A 17487-nucleotide genomic window follows, 5' to 3' on the forward strand; every position below is an offset into this window, starting at 1 on the left:
CTTCCATTACCGAAGCCAAAAAGCAGGTAGGTATCCGTTTAGGGGAGGCATTGAACAACCCAGGTTCTGTATATAATTTACTGTTAGAAGAAGGGGATGTAATTAAAGTACCCAAACAATTGCAAACCGTACAATCCTTTGGTGGGGTATATGTATCTCAGAAAGTGGTATATACCAAGGGGTTGACGTTTAGAAAAGTCATTGACCAATCGGGGGGCTTTCAGCAATATGCTTCCCGTAAACGGAGCTATGTTATTTATCCCAATGGGGAAATAAGAAGTACCAAACACTTTTTGTTCTTTAAAACCTATCCGGAAATAAAACCCGGTACAGAAGTGTACGTGCCTATTAAAAAGCGTACACCGGCTAATGAAATAGCCAGTACCGGTGCAGCCTTTGCTTCTATAGCAGGATTAATTGTTTCATTGGTATATTTAATTAAAAAATAAGCAAGCCGTAAAGGTGTATGACACAAACAACCGAACCACAGGAAGAATATTATAGTCTGGCCGATATACTGCAACAGGTAAAAGCTTTTCTGCGCTACCTGCGGCAGCAATGGGTATGGCTGTTAATAGCTGCTGTATTGGGCATTGGCGGTGGTGTATTGTATTATTACCTGCAAAAACCGGCTTATCAGGCAGAAGAAACCTTTATTTTAGAAGAAAAAACACCCGGTGGTGGGGGATTAGCCGGACTGGCCTCTCAATTTGGATTTGATGTGGGTAGTTTAACCGGTAGCAGTAGCATTTTTTCAGGCGATAATATTTTAGATATTTTAAACTCCCGCCGCATTGTTGAACATGTTTTGTTGAGTAAGGTGGATAGTAGTCAAACCAATGGGCCTACTTTGGCTGATGTATTTTTAGATTTTAGTAAACTAAAAAAAGCCTGGCGCCATAAGCCCGGGTTGGATACCATGAATTTTTATCGAGTAAATGGCCGAAATAGCCTTAGTTTGTTGCAGGATAGTATTTTGCATGAAGTTTATAAACAGGTAACCAAAAAATACGTATCTGTAAGCCGATTAAATAAAAAAGGAACCATTATTACCGTAACGGCTACATCTATCAATCCCGATTTTTCTTTGTTATTGGCTCGCCGAATGGTGAAGGAAGCCAGTGATTTGTATATTGATATCAAAACCTCGGTATCTGCTTCCAACGTTAACCGTTTACAGCAAAAGGCCGATTCGTTATTGGCCTTATTAAATAACAAAAGCTATCAGGTAGCCGGCATGCAAATCAACGATGCCAATCCGGCTTTAAAATCGGTGTTAGTTCCCACCGAATTAGCTTCCCGCGATCGTACCGTATTGGCAACATTGTATACAGAAGTAGTAAAAAATTTGGAAACCGTACGTACTACTTTAATGCTGCAAACTCCGGTGATTGAAGTGTTAGATATGCCGCATGCACCTTTGGAAGATGGGAAAAAGAAGCTAAGTTTTACAATGATTATAGGGTTTATTATAGGTGTACTAATTGGCGTAGGATATGTTTTCATACGTTATTTGCAACAGCATTGGACAATAGAGGCAGCAAAAAATACTCCTTCATTGTCTTAGTGCGGTGAAAAGAGAAGTGAATTGTGTGAATGGAAAAATAATTTTATGGGATACCGCACAGCCGGAATGGGAGTGAGGTAAGCGAAGCTTTGAATAATATTAAATTATATATCAAAACCTAAGACTTTAATATAATAAATACAAGCTAATTTATATTTTTCAGAATAGTTCAAATAAGGGTTTTGATTAAAGCATTTAAGAGTTATCGATTATTAAATTATAAAAATACAATAAGTTTGTTATTTAATCTAATCTTATATATTATTATTGTTAATATTAATCACCTTTGAGTATATCTAAAAATTTTATGTATTTTAAAAATAGTGCGTTAGTTTTTACTTTTATTAATCGTGTAATAGGCTTAGGTTCTGCGTTTATTTCAATGTTAATGGTGACAACTTATTTTTCTATTGATTTGCAAGGATATTATTACATTTTCAATAATTTACTTCTTTTGAATTTTTTGTTAGATATTGGATTTGGTGTCGTTTTAGTTCAATTTATCAGTCACGAATGGGCACATTTGTATTTTAAAGAGAGTAATACAATCCACGGGGATAAAATTGCAATGGCAAGATTGGCTGGTCTTATACGAATTAGTTTAAAATGGTATATTGGTGTGGCTTTATTCTTTTTATTATTTGTAGGAATAGGTGGTTACTTTTTTATGGGATTATCAAATAAGCCGTTCCATCTTTATGATCTTCCATGGATTTTACTGACAATAAGTGTTTCGTTTTCAATAATTTTATCACCATTTAAGTCTCTTCTTGAAGGGACTAATCAAATTGCTAAAAACCAATTAATTTCATTATTTGCAACTATTTTTGGTGCTATTTGTATGTGGGCGGGTATTTATTTTGGAATGGGATTATATTCATTATCGGCCAATGTTTTTGGAGCATCAATAGTGACTTTTTATTTAATGCGTAAACATGCTATGATGTTTCTCAAATTTCGTCAAATTAAAGGTATCGATGATAAGTATCTCTGGCGAAATGAATTTTGGGGTCAACAATGGAAAATTGGTCTAAGTTGGTTATTGGGTTACTTTATGATGCAGTCTTTTGTGCCACTTTCTTTTAAATTATTGAGTACCCAAGAAGCTGGTAAAATAGGTGCTACAATGCAATTATTTAATGTTGTTAATATGGTAGGATTTGTTTGGATTAGTTCAACTGCTCCTAAGTTTGGAATACTTGGTGCAAAACAAAAATTTTTACAAATCAAAAAAATGGTCAATTTTACGATTGTTAAAAGCTTATTATTTTCCTCATTAGTGTTTGTTTTTTTTATTATTTTAATATACATAGGAAAAACAATGCACGTTAAACAATTTAATCGATTTACTGAAATGCCAGTAATAATTTTAATTCTACTTACTGGGGTATTCATGCAATTTTCAAACGTTTTTACTAGCGCAGTAAGATTTCAAAAAAAAGAACCATTTTTAATTCCAACCTTTGTATGCACAGTTTTAGAAATTACTTTGATTATATGCACTGTAAAATGGCTTGGGGTATATGCTTTCGGTATCGTATTTTTTGTTGTAGTCTCATTAATACTTGTACCTTGGACTTACTTTATTTACAGAAATGAATTTCGATTATCGAATAAAATTGCTTAGAATATCAAAAATTTCAGATTCATGATTCAGATACTTTATTATTTTAAATAGCTATTATAATTTATAAAATTTTATTTTTTACTTATAAAATTGCTTTCATTTTAAATACATAATTATTTTATGAATTTATTTAATTTATTTAAAATTGTTTTGAAAGTCCCAAATTTCTTATTTATAAAGAAAATTTTAAGACACGAAATACCTATTGAAGACTTTGATTACTCTATTTCAAAAAAGCAATTATATCTGAAAAGGTTAAAAGTTTCAGTACATAAGGATAAAAATTTATTTGTCTTGAATGGTTATAATTTAATCATTAATTTAATTGAGAAGTGCAATGCACAAATAATTTCTAGCGATGATGGGTTATTAATTAAAATTGACAACCTGAAATTTAATATAAATTACTGGGATGAATTAAATATTTTAAAAGAAGTTTTTGTAGATGGTATTTATAATTATGTAATTAATGAAAATATGAGTTTGATTGACATTGGGATGAATGTAGCAATAACTAGTTTATTCTTTGCTAAAAATGATAAGATAGAAAAAATATATGCTTTTGAGCCATTTCCTAAAACGTTTAATTATGCTATTAAAAATATTGAACTAAATAATCATTTGGCTCATAAAATTATTCCTCGAAATTATGGGTTAGATAAAGAAAATCAGTTTTTAGATGTTAAATATATTGTTGAGAATAAAGGGAGTGTAGGTGTTAAAGGTATACCTAAAGATTTATTAGCTACATATAAGAGTAATATTCAAATTGAACGAATAGAACTTAGATCTGGGCTAAATGAAATAAAAACCATTTTGAATGAAAATCCTTATTCAAACTTTATCGCTAAAATTGATTGCGAAGGATCAGAATATGTTATTATTGATGAACTACATGAAAAAAAAGTTCTTAGAAGGATAAAAGTATTCATAATTGAATGGCATGAGAAAGGGCCGAGTCAAATTATTAAAACCTTAAATGTAAATGGGTTTGATGTATTTTCTTTTGGCGATTGTAATAAAGACGTTGGAATGATATATGCATTTCGTAAATAAAATGAAATAAAATCGGAAATAGCCAATGAAAAAAAAAGTTTTATTTTTTAGTCCTCATGCTGTCCACGACAGAAGTGCTATGGCTGGTCATCAAACTTTTAATTTTTATCTCAAATCATTTGCTAATGATTCTGATTTTGAAATTTCTTATGTGATTCTTCACAAAAATGACTTTGATTATAAAACTATGCATCTACAATTTAATGGGTGCAAAGATTTTTCTATACGAATTCCTTTATTTATTCGGATATACAATTTTTTTCACTACAATAAAGGGCTAAAAAATCTATTAAGTTGGTATAATCCCATTTATTATTTTGTCAGTCCATTATTGCTTTTAAATTTTATTTATGCTGCAAAAAAAATTAAAAATCACTATACACCAGATGTTATAGTATTAGAATGGACTGAAATGCTATTTATCTATCCACAGCTTCGCAAAATCTTCCCTAATTCCAAATTTGTAAGTTCAGAGCATGACGTTACATTTATAGCTATAGAAAGAAAAGCTAGTCTAAGAATGGTAAAATTTGCTATGGCAAAAAAATTTAAGGATCTTGAATTGTCGTTACTTAAAAATATGAATTTAGTTTTACTACATAATTATTTGGATGCTGAAAGATTAAAGCAATTTGATATTCAAAGTGAAAAATTATTGGTTATCTCACCATTTTATTCAAATCATTTAGCAATTTATAAACAGAAAAAGTATACAAACAATATTTTATTTTATGGTGCTATGGGTCGTCCTGAAAATATTCAGGCAGTGTCTTGGTTTATAAGCAATGTTTTTGAACCCTATCAATTGTACGATAAATTTACTTTTACAGTAGTAGGTGCTAAAGGTGAACTTTTGAAAAACCGATATAATTATATACCTAACCTTCATTTTACTGGTTTTGTAGAAGATCCATCAAATTATTTTGAAGAATCATTGTGTATGGTTGCTCCGATTTTTCAAGGAGCCGGCATTAAGGTAAAAGTTATTGAAGGTATGCGGGCTGCTTTACCTGTTCTTACTACAAAAATTGGCATGGAAGGTATTAGTGCAACTAATGGCATTTCTTTTTTTTTGTGTGATGAGCCTTATCAATACTATAATGTTTTGTTAGCTTTATTATTAAATGTTAATCTGGCTAAAAGTGTTGGTTCTAATGCGATGAAACTTATAAATCAAGATTTTTCTTTCGAAAATTCATATAAAGAATATAAACAAAAAATTCTAAGCTTAATAAACTCACACTAAAAAGTAAAATTTGCTAGAAAATTAATTAGAATTTTCTAATCTTTAAATTAAAGCAAGCTTTAATTGAGACTAAATAGATATTCTGTATTAAAAAAAAACATAATAATTATATGACATTATTCATTATTTTGTTTGAGTACAATTCGGTTTGTTAATTATAATCTAATTTTTTCCACAATACAAGTGCACATACTGATTTGAAATAAGTTAAGAAAAAATTTAAATATGAAACTCCAATTTTAAATTATGTATTAAAACTTTGCAATGGAATTAGATACTAACATATGTTTTATGTAAAATAAGTTTTATGGCTTGTATTACGATTAAGTTGAGCCAAGTACTCGGGTTAGAATGGCATTAAAAGATTTCTATTTCTAAGGTGCGCAATCTATTTAAAGTTTAATTAAAATACTTTTATTATTAATCTATAAATATAAAATTAATATGAATGTTTGTTCTGATGAATCTTTATAATATTTGTTTCTCAAGACTTTTAGAAGACTTTTATTATACCGTTATTGAAATATATAATTTATAAATATATGAAGCGTCATAATAAGTTAAAGTCAATTTTCTCAAAATTATATCAAAACTAAAATAATTAATAATTACTAATAATAATCCAATTTTCGATCTTAAAAAAATAAATTTATCGAAATTGGTTTCGATTTATTTTAAATTATGTTAATCCGAATCCCTTTCCTGGTTTAAATATGATAGAATTATAACATTAAAAAATTATTTAGCATAACTGTGTATTTTCAATCTGTATTATTAATTTTAATAGTGTTATTATCAATAAGGTTAAAAGTTGAAGATGCTATATTATTAGTCATGTCCATTTTGCCTTTTCAATTTTTGATAAAGCATATCTTTATAATATTGGAAGGATCCGATAAAATTATTTCTTTATGGAAGGAAACAATTATTATTGTTTCTTTTTTTAAAATTTTAAAATTGCAAATATTTAATCATTATTTATTTTCAAAAAAATTCCCTTTCATATTATTTTCCCTTATAATTTTTGTTGAACTTTTTATGTTAATTTTTGCGCCAGAAAAAAATGATGCATTAGTCTCCTTTAAAGTATATTGTTTTCCTCTAATTACTGCATATTGTACTTCTAATATGAAAATGAGTGAATCATTTTTAAATAAGTTATTAAAAAATCTCATATTTTCATCCTTTTTTGTTTTTTTAATTTCACATTTACAATTATATTTTTTTAGTAATCAATTCGCATTGCTTATGGGGATTGCAGATTATATTGCTTCTTCTGGTGAAATTGTTTTTAAATATACAGCATCTGTTATAATGGGTCATCAGCGGATGTATGGTCCATTTGCAGGCCCCAATGAACTAGGGTTGTATACTTCTTTGATTATTTGTTTTTTTTCATTTGTTTTATTTAAATATAAATTATCAAAAGTCAATAAAATATTTATCACTTTTATTCTATTGATCGCATTAGCAACACTTATTCAAACTTTTTCTAGAATATCTTGGTTATTTACTGGCCTGTTTTTTTTTATTTCATTCAGAAAAATTACTTTCAAGAAAGAAGTTTTGTTTTCATTATTAATGTTGTTTTCTATTTTACTTTTTTTATATTTTACTACCGACTTTGGTAATATTTTTCTTTCGAGTATAAAATTTGAAGAAGCTAGTGCAGAAGGAAGGCCCGATAGCTTTTTCGATGGTTTAAAAATGATTATAAATCACCCAATGGGACTTGGGATTGGCACAGTTCAGTATAGTGCAACTAAACAACTTTGGCAGACTGAGATATTTTGGTGGTTAGTTTTAGTTGAGAACGGTGTTTTTATCGGGTTATTAATTTTTTATTCTTATTTAATTACATTTATCAATTTAAATATAAAAAAAAGTCTTTTTGCTCAGTTTGCAAAAAACTCGCTTATAATAACAATTGTTGTTGGATTTTTGTCTGTAATTGTTTTTGAACCAACGTTTATTACTTTTTTATGGATTTTTGTTGGGTTGGGATTCAATAAATTAAAGATTATATATGAATGACCCTTTTGTTTTTATTGTTATATTAAATTGGAATGGCTATCTAATTACTTTGGAGTGTTTAAAAAGTTTATTAGGGATTAATTATAATAATTATGAAATTCTTCTTGTAGACAATGGTTCAACAGATGAATCTTTAAATATCCTTAGAAATTACTGTGATAAGAAATCTAAGGTTTCTATTTTAGCACTTGATAAAAATTATGGATTTACTGGAGGTAATAATCAAGCTGTTGAATATATACTCAAAATAAAAACACCTGATTTTTTCTTGTTTTTAAATAACGATACGGAAGTAGATCCCGACTTTTTATCTAAAATGGTCGATTTGGCTATGAACAATAATAAGATAGCTGTAGTAGTGCCTAAAATTTATTATTTTAATTCCCCTAATACAATCTGGTATGCCGGCGGGTATATAAATAAACTTTCGTGTGTTGGGGAGCATTTTGGTTTGGGAAAAAAAGACTCAAAAAGATATTCTAAAGTAAAGCCTATTACTTTTATGAATGGATGTGCAATGTTAGTTAAATCCCATTTTATTATCAATTATGGGTTATTTGATGAAATTTATTTTGCGAATTGCGAAGATGTTGATTTTAGTTTTAAGGTTTTGCAAAATGGCTATATAATTATGTATGAAGCTAATGCTAAGATTTGGCATAAAGTCAGTCTGTCATTTAAAATCAATAAAAATAAATGGTTAGGATTTTATCTAGTTACGAGAAATCTTGTTATTTTACAAAAAAAATATAATATTAAAAAATGGTATTTTGTTTTTTCTTTTTCTTATTTCTTAATAAGGTGGTTATTGTATTTGGAATTTAAATTTTTGTTTCAAGGCAATTTTACATTTTGCAAATATATATTGCTTGGATTTATAGATGGGTTTACAAAAAAAAATCGCTTACAAAATTAAATTTTTGATTAAAATTTATAAATCAAATTAGATTTATTATTGCCTTCAAATGAAGGATGATATTTTTATTATGTTAATGTCTACAATAAATAAACATCTCATCCGATATAAAGTGAAAAAACTAATCAAATTTTTATTTTTATTAGTAAATGATGATTTGATTGTCTAAAAAGCATTTCTTATATCTTTCGTAATACTCTATTTATTTATTTATTGTAACTGGGTAGCATTAAAAAATTTTGGGTAAAAAGCGTCAAGTAATGGTTATTTTAAATCTCTGTAACACTAGTAAAATTAAATCAGAATATTGGCATTTATACAACTTATTATATAACTAATATTGATCAGAATACTAGTTGAAAGAATATTTGGTAATTAATTTTAAAGATTATGATTCAAAATATTGTGATTAAAATAGCGATTTTTATATTTTATATAATAGGTAAAACTCAATCTCTTTCTTTAAAAAAAAGAAATATTAATTTAAATAAAGCTACATTTTTAGTTTGTCGACTAGATCATATAGGAGATGTTGTAATGACTACTCCTGCCTTTAGGTCAATTAAGGAAGCGTATCTGGGTAGTAAAGTTTTTTTACTGACAAATTCATCTTCTAGATCATTAATAGATAATAATCCATTCATAGATGAATTAATTTATTTTAATTGGCCATGGCCATACGATAAGAGGAACAATTATTGGACTTTGAAAAATTTATTAAAGTGTATAAAAACTATTAAATATATAAGGAGTAAACACATTGATTGTTTTATTGAATTTCGTGGAGATCCTCGTTTTGTTTTTTTATTTGGAATTCTTGCAAACATACCTTTGAGAATATCCTCATTAAGAAAAGGAGGTAAGTCACTGCTAACTTATGGTGTTTCATTCAATGAAGATGAACATCAAGTAGATGTTGTTGCTAAAATTCTAAATCTAATAGATGTAAAGATTGCTAATAAACGTCCTGAAATTTTTCTTAATGATATAGATAGAAAAAATATTAAGGAGATATTAAATTCGGAACAGCTACCCTTTGATTCCTTATATGCTGTCATATCGCCTTTTTCAGCTCATTCTGTTCGTGAATGGCCTTTTTATAATTGGAATATAATTGCCGAGTTTCTTAAAACTAAATTTGATATGTTTAGTATTATTGTAGGAACTAAAGAAGATTATGATATTGCTGCTTCAGATATAGCAAATAATAAGGAATATATTTTTAACCTTTGTGGAAAAACTTCTTTACGAAATGTTGCTGCCTTAATGGAAAATGCAAGAATTGTTATTGGTGTGGATACTGGAACTCAACACATTGCTTCATGTTTTGATGTACCATTAATAACTATATTTGGTCCAGCAAAGCCTCAACAAACCCGACCAATAACACCATATGGAATATATATAGATAATAACTATTGTGTTTGTGATAGGAGCAAAAGGATTATGTGTAACCATCCAGAAAATGGTTACTCTAAATGTTTAATAGAGACTTCAACAGAACAGGTTTGTGTCGCAATATCAAATATTCTTTTAAATGGTTAAGTATATAGAAAAAATTATTTCAATTCTAAAAAAAGATCGCGAATATAAAATAAATTCAGATTATAATAATATCGAGTTATTTACAGTTCTTTATATTCGGTTCATGCAAATCTGTAGAGGCATGTATTTAAAAATTTGGATTAACTCTAAGGGTATAGTTTTTTGTGGAAGGAATGTACGTATTGAGCATGGTTATCATTTATCTACAGGTAAAAATATTATTATTGAAAATAATGTTTTTTTAAGTGCTCTTTCTCAAAATGGAATAATATTAGGTAATAATGTTACAATTGGTAAGCAATCAATAATTACCTGCACTGGAGTAATTTCAAATAAAGGGGTTGGTATTTGTATTGGTAACAACTCAGCAATTGGGGCACAATCTTTTCTAGGAGGGCAAGGTGGAATTAAAATAGGTAATGATGTTATTATTGGCCCTCAAGTAAAAATCTTTTCTGAAAATCATAATTACAATAAACTGTTGGTTGAAATTCGAAAGCAGGGTGTAAATAGAAAAGGAGTCACGATACACGATAATTGTTGGATTGGCGCTGGTTCTACTATTTTAGATGGTGTAGAATTGGGTAGTGGATGTGTTATAGCTGCCGGTTCTGTGGTAACAAAGTCATTTCCTAGTAATTCTGTTATTGCTGGGGTACCTGCACGTATTTTGAAATATAGACACGAATAATATTTTCTATAATGAAACTTGCTGTTATTGGTTCTCGCGGTTATCCCTACGTTTATAGTGGTTATGAAACTTTTGTAAGTGAAGTTACACCTAAATTATGCGAAATGGGAATTGACGTACATGTATACTGTCACAGGGCTTTATTTAAAGAGAAACCTAAGCAGGTAAATGGTGTTAAACTACATTATATTTATTGTATTCAATCGAAGAGCCTAAGTCAATTGTCCAATTCTTTTTTGAGTACACTTCATGCACTTTTTTTAAATTATGATGTTATTCTTTATGTCAATTCTGCTAATGGAGTGTTTGGAATACTCACTAAATTATTTCATAAAAAGACTGTAATAAATGTAGATGGCCTTGAGTGGCTAAGGCCAAAATGGAAAGGATTAGGAGCGAAAGTATTTTACTTCACTTCTAGAATGGCAACAAAATGGATGGATGTAATAATTACTGATGCAGAGGAAATGCGAAAAATATATCTTACTGAATTTAATCGCGATTCTAAAGTTATTGCATATGGGGCTAATATACGTTATTCATCCAATACTAATTTAATTGAAAAATGGAAACTCAGAAAAGAAAATTACTATTTAATAGTTGGTAGGTTAATTCCTGATAATAATGGTTTATTAATTCTTGAGGAATTTATAAGTAGTCATTCACAAAAGCAATTAGTGGTTGTTGGAGATGTACCATATGATGATGAATATGCTCGTAAAATTAAGCTTATAAAGGATTCAAGAATTATATTTACTGGATATGTCACTGATGCAAATACACTTGCAGAACTCTATCATAATTCTTTTGCATATATCCATGGGCATGAATTTGGAGGTACTAATCCCACCCTTTTGAAAGCTTTAGCTTATGGATGTACAGTTTTAGCGTTAGATACAGTTTTTAGTCGTGAAGTACTTGTTGATGAGAATTATGGCCTCTATTTTACAAAAGGCAAAGGTTCATTGTTGCATCTAATTGAAAATATTGAGAAAGATCTAAACAAAGTTCACTTACTTAGAGAGAGAGCTCGTGAGCGTATTTTACAAAATTATTCTTGGAATAAAATTGTTAATCAGTATTATAATCTTCTTCATGAAATAAAAAGTAATATAAAATAAATAAAATATGTATAAATTTTTTTTAATATTTTTTTTTAATATTTTTTTTATAAATCTTGTGAGGGCTCAAATCAATGAGCCTCAAACCAAAGAAGTTTACAATTATTTATATAGGATGGCTGCAAAAGGGCTTATTCAATGGGATGATATTGTTTTACCTTTAGATCGATATGCCATTGCTAATGCTTTGGTTGTCTTGAAGTCTGAATCAATCAGTAAATTGTCTTATACAGAAAAGAAAGAACTAGATTTTTATATAACTGAATATTATTATGATATTCATTTGTTCAATAGTTCGTATTTGAACAATGATAAAATTCACATTTTTCAAAAGGATGAATCAGGTAGATTTAGAACCATAGCAAGCGGGAATAAACAAATGCAATTATTTGTAGATCCTATAGTAGGGTACGATTACATACATTATAATAATAATCATAATTTAACCACATATGGTGGCTTTAGAATGTGGGGCATGATTGGTAAACATTTTGGCTATAATGTTTTTTTTAGAGATGTTACTGAAAGTGGTGACTCTTTGAATGCTAATAAGTATTTTACACCTGATCAAGGAATTGTTAACACAAGCAGAAATCCCAATCAGTTAAATTACAGTAATTTAAACTTCAACCTAGGTTATCGTTGGAAAAATGGTATAGTATCTGTTGGAAAAGATAATTTGAATTGGGGATATGGTGAAAGTGGTAAAATTGTTTTATCATCGAAAGCTCCTTCTTTTTTTTATTTACGTCTGCATTATGAACCTTTTAAATGGTTAGATTTTGATTATTTTAATGGTTGGCTCAATTCAGATGTAATTGATTCAAGTCGTTCTTATGCTACTGGAACCAATACAGCAGGTGGGTATAGAGAAATTTTTCGATCAAAATATATTGCAAGTCATTCTCTAACTTTTAAAACAATTAAAGGTCTAAATTTTTCCATTGGTGAATCAATGGTTTATAGTGATAAATTGGATGTAGGTTATTTAATTCCAATCAACTTTTTCAAAGCGTATGATCAATATGTGAGTAGTTATAGCTTGAATGGCGGAAGTAATGGACAAATATTTGCACAAATTAGTTCCAGAAATCAAATTAAAAATACGCATCTATATGCCACTTTATTTATTGATGAAATTAGACTTTCAAAGATTTTTGATAGAGTACAAAACAGAAATCAAATTGCTTATACTCTCGGTGCTAATAAAACAGATGTGTTCATTAATTATTTAACAATTGGCGGTGAATATACTAGAATTCGAGGCGGTGTATATAATAACATAATACCCGCTCAAACTTATACGAATAATTCTTATTCCTTAGGTGATTGGATGGGACAGAATGCTGATAGGATATATTTATATGTAAAATATACACCTCTTCCTCGTTTAAAGACAAGTATTTGGTATCAATATTCTAGAAAAGGTTCAGATTGGACTTTAGATCAACAATACAATCAACAACCAGAACCGCCATTTTTATATAATGAACTTTTTTCAAGGCGTGATATTGGATTTAATGCCTATTATGAGATAATCCAAACTTTAAAAATTAATTTTAACATTATCCATAATACTATCTTTTACCCTCAACAAACAGTAGCGAATAATACCCTAAGTTTGGGTATATCATATGGCTTATAAAAATTTATATTTTATAACTTTTTTCCCTACATTTGCTAATCCCCCTCAATTGAAAATGTTTATTTCTCGGATATAAACGGCTAAACGTATACGTATGCTTCAAACATTTTTAAAAAGAAGGGAAACGGCAGTTGTTGCTTTGGAAAGTGATTTGAATTTTCATCCATTGCTATTAAAAGCCGAGCGTATTAATTCAAGCGGAGCTAAACGACTATTTGATGTTCTTTTTACCTCACTATTATTTCTACTTGTTTTTTCTTGGTTATTCCCCATCATTATTCTTTGTATTAAATTAACTTCTAAAGGACCGGTGTTCTTTCGCCAACAACGTAATGGAGTAAATAATTCCACCTTTACTTGTTATAAATTCAGAACCATGTATGCCCATTGCCCTAATGTAGATGATAAGGGCAATTACTTACAAGCCAAAGCCAATGACCCCAGGGTTACACCTTCGGGCAAATTTTTGCGTAAAACCAGCTTAGATGAATTACCCCAATTTTGGAATGTGTTGTTGGGCGATATGTCTATTATTGGACCCAGACCACATCCTATTGAACTTAATGAAGTATCAGAAGGGGTAATTGAAAACTATGCATTACGTTATTTAGTAAAACCTGGAGTTACCGGTTGGGCACAGGTTTGTGGTTTTCGTGGGCCCACCCAATCTGCCAATGCCATGCAGGGCAGGGTAAACCATGATATTTGGTATATACAAAATTGGAGCCTGTGGTTAGATGCTAAAATTATATTCCTAACCCTTAAAACCGCTTTTTGGGGAGATAAGAATGCGGTATAAAGGCAGCTACTTATAAAATAATTCTTCACTACCCGGCATTTGCCGGGTTTTTTGTTGGTGGCTATATGGGTGGCTTTGATGTTGCTATTGCAGCCTTTGATTTCCTTGCCTTTTAGCCATCTCAACAAAGTTCAATAAGGGCAGCATACTAGGCATATAGCCTGATTGTCAGGATTAAAAAGGTTGCCAATTTGTTCACTAAAAGAACTACCGTTTCTATCAGTATTGTTTTTTCTTGACATAGTTTATTTATTTAAAATTGTCCGTAATTCTGTTTCTATCTTCATTTTCCTTATCGTTTTTATGATACAGTTCAATGAAAGTGATTTTTTGTTTGTCAGAAAAGTGAGCATAAATCAATCTCAAACCTGAATTTACTCCTCTACCTTTTAATGCTTTACAAGCAATTTTTTTAACATTTATGATACACGTTTCCAAACCCAAATTATCAATACGAAAACTAAACGGTGGTCTTTCATCGGTTGTAATCTCCAACACTTTTTTAACCACGCCTAAATCTTCATTTAGCGTTCTATATTTTTTCAAAAGGTTTTTCAAGTCCTTTTTAAATTCAGTTAATTCATCAAAGGTCATTGTTCTTCAATTTCATCTCCGTAGTTTCTTACAGAGAAAGGAGCATCTCTATAAAAAGCTAATTCATAATTTATTTCTTCTCCTTCTTTTGAAGCCAGCCAAGGCATATCCTTATGAGAATAGTTGCTGATAGCAGCAGCAGACCAATCGCTAAACTGTTCGATAACTTTATCAATCACTTCTTTTTCTGCTCCATTTATGGTTTTCAAATCAGCTGAAACCAAAGGGATATATCGTGTTTGAATTTTATCAAAATACGGAACCTTAATTCGTTCAATTTCTCCATTTTCAATCATTTGGTTGATGATTGTATCTAACTTTTGTGGCACAGGACCAAAGGGCAACTTTCGATATTTAGCACCTGTTAAATGTTCCTCATACAATTCATAATAGTTAAAGTCGGCGAAATAAAGCAGTTTGTAAAGAACAGTTTCGCCAACATTGGGTTTACCTGCACAACGCTCAAGTATATGCAACAAAACGTTTTTAAACTTATTGACTTGTAGCGTTGGCACCGAAATACGTTCTTCTTCTTTCTTTGCCTTTTTTTCTTCTTTGACAAAAACCTCCTGACTTGCAGAGAAATCTTTAGACATAAAATCATCCAATGAGAACCCTAAAACTTGCGATAGTTTTTGCAGTTCCAGAACATCAATACTTCTGTTTCCTAACTCAATCTGAGCCAATGACGGACGGGAAATCTTGACATTTTTAGCCAAATCTTCCTGAGACAAGCCCTTCATTTTACGGAGTTCGGCTATCCTCTGACCAATTTGCTTTTGTAACAATTTTATGTTCATATCAATTATGTATGCGTTTCGTTGTTTAACGGAACAAAGATAAGCATTGTTTCATTATAAAACAAATATTTGTTCTAAATAAAAACATTTGTTTAAATTGCCAAAATGAAAACCCAACGCATTTGCAAACACATTGCCAAAGCCCCACAAGCCAACACGCAGACCAAAGCTTTGTCAAGAGCTTGCAAAGCCAACCCAACGAAAAATTGGTTTTAAAAAATTCCCCAACCCTCCAAAAAAGTAAGCCTCCCAATAGTACCATTGGTAACTGGGTAACAGCCGGTGCAGCTTTTTTAAAACCCTTGTATGAAGCCCCTAAGCAATTAGTATTAGCCGGTGGTTATTTACATGCCAATGAAACCATTCTCAAAGTATTGGATAGCGATAAAAAGAATGCTACGTACCAGGGGTATTATTGGGTGTATCAGTGTAATGCCAATAAACTGCTACTCTTTTTGATTACCGAACGGGCCGGGGCCGGGAAGGGCCTCAAAGCATTTTAAAAAACTACAAAGGCTATCTGCAAACAGATGGCTACATTGTGTATGAGGATTTTGATAACAATCCCGATATCATTGTATTTAACTGTATGGCGCATGCCAGACGCAAGTTCAGTGAGGCACTACCCAATGATAAGGCGAGGGCAGTGTATGTACTCACTGAAATACAAAAGCTCTATGCCATAGAAAAACAGCTGGCAGATAACAACATCACAGATAATGATAAATTGCAATACCGCAAAGGGCAGGCATTACCCATACTCAAAGACTTAGGTCTATGGATGCAGCAAGCTTATCCTGAAGTATTACCCGGCAGTGCCATCGGTAAAGCAATAGCCTATAGTTTAAGCAGATGGGATAAATTAAGCCTGTATGCCACTACTGATTTGCTACACATCGATAATAATGCGGTGGAGAACAGTATCAGACCTGTGGCAGTTGGAAGAAAAAATTATCTCTTTGCCGGCAGCCATGCAGCAGCACAGCGCTCAGTTATCTTCTACTCTTTATTAGCTACCTGCAAAAATTATCAGGTAAATCCAGTCGAGTGGATGCAGGATACATTAACACGTATTGCCGGGTATCCTATCAACAAAATACAAGAACTGCTTCCACAAAACTGGAAACAAAATCAAAGCAAATAAGATAGTAGCAGGGGTAACATCCCGAAATAATATTTTGCTCTGCAATAAGGGTATTAGTGGGGTGCTTACACTACTTCTACCTCAATAATGCCCTCATTTCGGGCTACATTGATGATTTCACCGTCTTTAAATTCCCTATTAGCAAATTTATAGCCTTCCTCAACAACTTTTTTAATAAATGCTTCTCTTAAATACTCAAACAGTTCTTGACCATCTTTAGTATTTAAATTCAAATAAAAAATTTCATCTACATTAATTTGAACTTTAATAATTGCATATTTATTATATAAATACTTTATTTTATGTTTATCCCATGCTTCAGCCTTTGCCCATTTTTCAGCACTGACATCGGGTGTTGGCGGTAATCCCTCAACAAAAAAGTAGGCACCATCCCCTAACCAATGTTGGTCGCCCTTAGACACTTTAAAGCCAGACTTGATAATTTCTTTCGAACTTTTTATATCAGTACCATGAAAGCCCTCTAATGTTTTATTTCCCATAGAGTAAAAATAAATAATGACTATCAACTAAAAAAACATGGCAATAGATTAGGCCGGATTGTTATTTCAAAGTTTTGGGATGTATGTATCTGCTGCGCTTGAGGTTCACTCATTTTTAGGAACGAATGACACTAATGAACACGAATAAAAAAATCTACGTGCCTATTTCATTGTGTTGCAGGCAGGTACATGGAGGGTACGC

At 30.5% G+C, this 17487-nt stretch carries 16 protein-coding genes and 1 pseudogene; 14 read left to right on the plus strand and 3 right to left on the minus strand.

What is annotated here, in order from left to right:
* The 12 genes and pseudogenes from EO766_RS08025 to EO766_RS08080 form a co-directional block, all read left to right on the plus strand.
* A pseudogene (locus EO766_RS08025) lies at positions 1-449 on the plus strand (hypothetical protein); the annotation flags it as partial.
* Between the two features lie 17 nt (positions 450-466).
* A complete protein-coding gene (locus EO766_RS08030; RefSeq protein ID WP_287100845.1) occupies positions 467-1567 on the plus strand; it encodes a GNVR domain-containing protein in 1101 nt (366 codons plus the stop codon).
* A gap of 286 nt (positions 1568-1853) precedes the next feature.
* Complete coding sequence (locus tag EO766_RS08035) at positions 1854-3194, plus strand: polysaccharide biosynthesis protein (protein ID WP_143439195.1); 1341 nt, start codon at positions 1854-1856, stop codon at positions 3192-3194.
* A 120-nt stretch (positions 3195-3314) separates the two neighbouring features.
* Positions 3315-4250, plus strand: coding sequence for an FkbM family methyltransferase (locus EO766_RS08040; RefSeq protein ID WP_074420301.1), 936 nt, complete (start codon positions 3315-3317; stop codon positions 4248-4250).
* A 25-nt stretch (positions 4251-4275) separates the two neighbouring features.
* On the plus strand, positions 4276-5496 hold the full coding sequence (locus EO766_RS08045) for a glycosyltransferase (protein WP_074419050.1): 1221 nt from the start codon (positions 4276-4278) through the stop codon (positions 5494-5496).
* A 786-nt stretch (positions 5497-6282) separates the two neighbouring features.
* On the plus strand, positions 6283-7530 hold the full coding sequence (locus tag EO766_RS08050; protein WP_287100846.1) for an O-antigen ligase family protein: 1248 nt from the start codon (positions 6283-6285) through the stop codon (positions 7528-7530).
* Complete coding sequence (locus EO766_RS08055) at positions 7523-8446, plus strand: glycosyltransferase family 2 protein (RefSeq protein WP_074419053.1); 924 nt, start codon at positions 7523-7525, stop codon at positions 8444-8446. The genes EO766_RS08050 and EO766_RS08055 overlap by 8 nt, the downstream gene beginning before the upstream one ends.
* 390 nt (positions 8447-8836) lie before the next feature.
* Entirely contained in the window at positions 8837-9991 is a 1155-nt protein-coding gene (locus EO766_RS08060) for a glycosyltransferase family 9 protein (RefSeq protein WP_074419054.1), read from the plus strand.
* Positions 9984-10682, plus strand: a complete 699-nt coding sequence (locus EO766_RS08065; protein WP_074419055.1) for an acyltransferase — start codon at positions 9984-9986, stop codon at positions 10680-10682. Before EO766_RS08060 ends, EO766_RS08065 begins: the two co-directional genes overlap by 8 nt.
* Positions 10683-10693: 11 nt before the next feature.
* Complete coding sequence (locus tag EO766_RS08070) at positions 10694-11803, plus strand: DUF1972 domain-containing protein (RefSeq protein ID WP_074419056.1); 1110 nt, start codon at positions 10694-10696, stop codon at positions 11801-11803.
* 7 nt (positions 11804-11810) lie between these two features.
* Positions 11811-13448, plus strand: coding sequence for a capsule assembly Wzi family protein (locus tag EO766_RS08075; protein ID WP_074419057.1), 1638 nt, complete (start codon positions 11811-11813; stop codon positions 13446-13448).
* 94 nt (positions 13449-13542) lie between these two features.
* On the plus strand, positions 13543-14247 hold the full coding sequence (locus EO766_RS08080; RefSeq protein ID WP_074419058.1) for a sugar transferase: 705 nt from the start codon (positions 13543-13545) through the stop codon (positions 14245-14247).
* Between the two features lie 249 nt (positions 14248-14496).
* On the opposite strand, the gene EO766_RS08085 is transcribed toward EO766_RS08080, so the two are convergent.
* Positions 14497-14841 carry a hypothetical protein gene (locus tag EO766_RS08085; protein WP_074419059.1) on the minus strand — a complete coding sequence of 115 codons (345 nt, stop codon included), beginning with the start codon at positions 14839-14841 and terminating at the stop codon, positions 14497-14499.
* Positions 14838-15641, minus strand: coding sequence for a type II toxin-antitoxin system antitoxin SocA domain-containing protein (locus tag EO766_RS08090; protein WP_074419060.1), 804 nt, complete (start codon positions 15639-15641; stop codon positions 14838-14840). The genes EO766_RS08085 and EO766_RS08090 overlap by 4 nt, the downstream gene beginning before the upstream one ends.
* A 122-nt stretch (positions 15642-15763) precedes the next feature.
* Between EO766_RS08090 and EO766_RS08095 the strand changes: the two genes are divergently transcribed.
* Both EO766_RS08095 and tnpC read left to right on the plus strand, forming a co-directional pair.
* Entirely contained in the window at positions 15764-16144 is a 381-nt protein-coding gene (locus EO766_RS08095; protein WP_287100847.1) for an IS66 family transposase, read from the plus strand.
* Entirely contained in the window at positions 16138-16785 is a 648-nt protein-coding gene (gene tnpC, locus EO766_RS08100) for an IS66 family transposase (RefSeq protein ID WP_287100883.1), read from the plus strand. Before EO766_RS08095 ends, tnpC begins: the two co-directional genes overlap by 7 nt.
* A gap of 65 nt (positions 16786-16850) precedes the next feature.
* Here the strand turns inward: tnpC and EO766_RS08105 are convergent, their stop codons facing one another.
* Positions 16851-17285 (minus strand): hypothetical protein, encoded by a 435-nt coding sequence (locus EO766_RS08105; protein WP_074419063.1) that lies wholly within the window; start codon positions 17283-17285, stop codon positions 16851-16853.
* Positions 17286-17487 lie beyond the last annotated feature (202 nt).

This window comes from Hydrotalea sp. AMD (assembly GCF_004100315.1).
Taxonomy (GTDB): domain Bacteria; phylum Bacteroidota; class Bacteroidia; order Chitinophagales; family Chitinophagaceae; genus Hydrotalea; species Hydrotalea flava.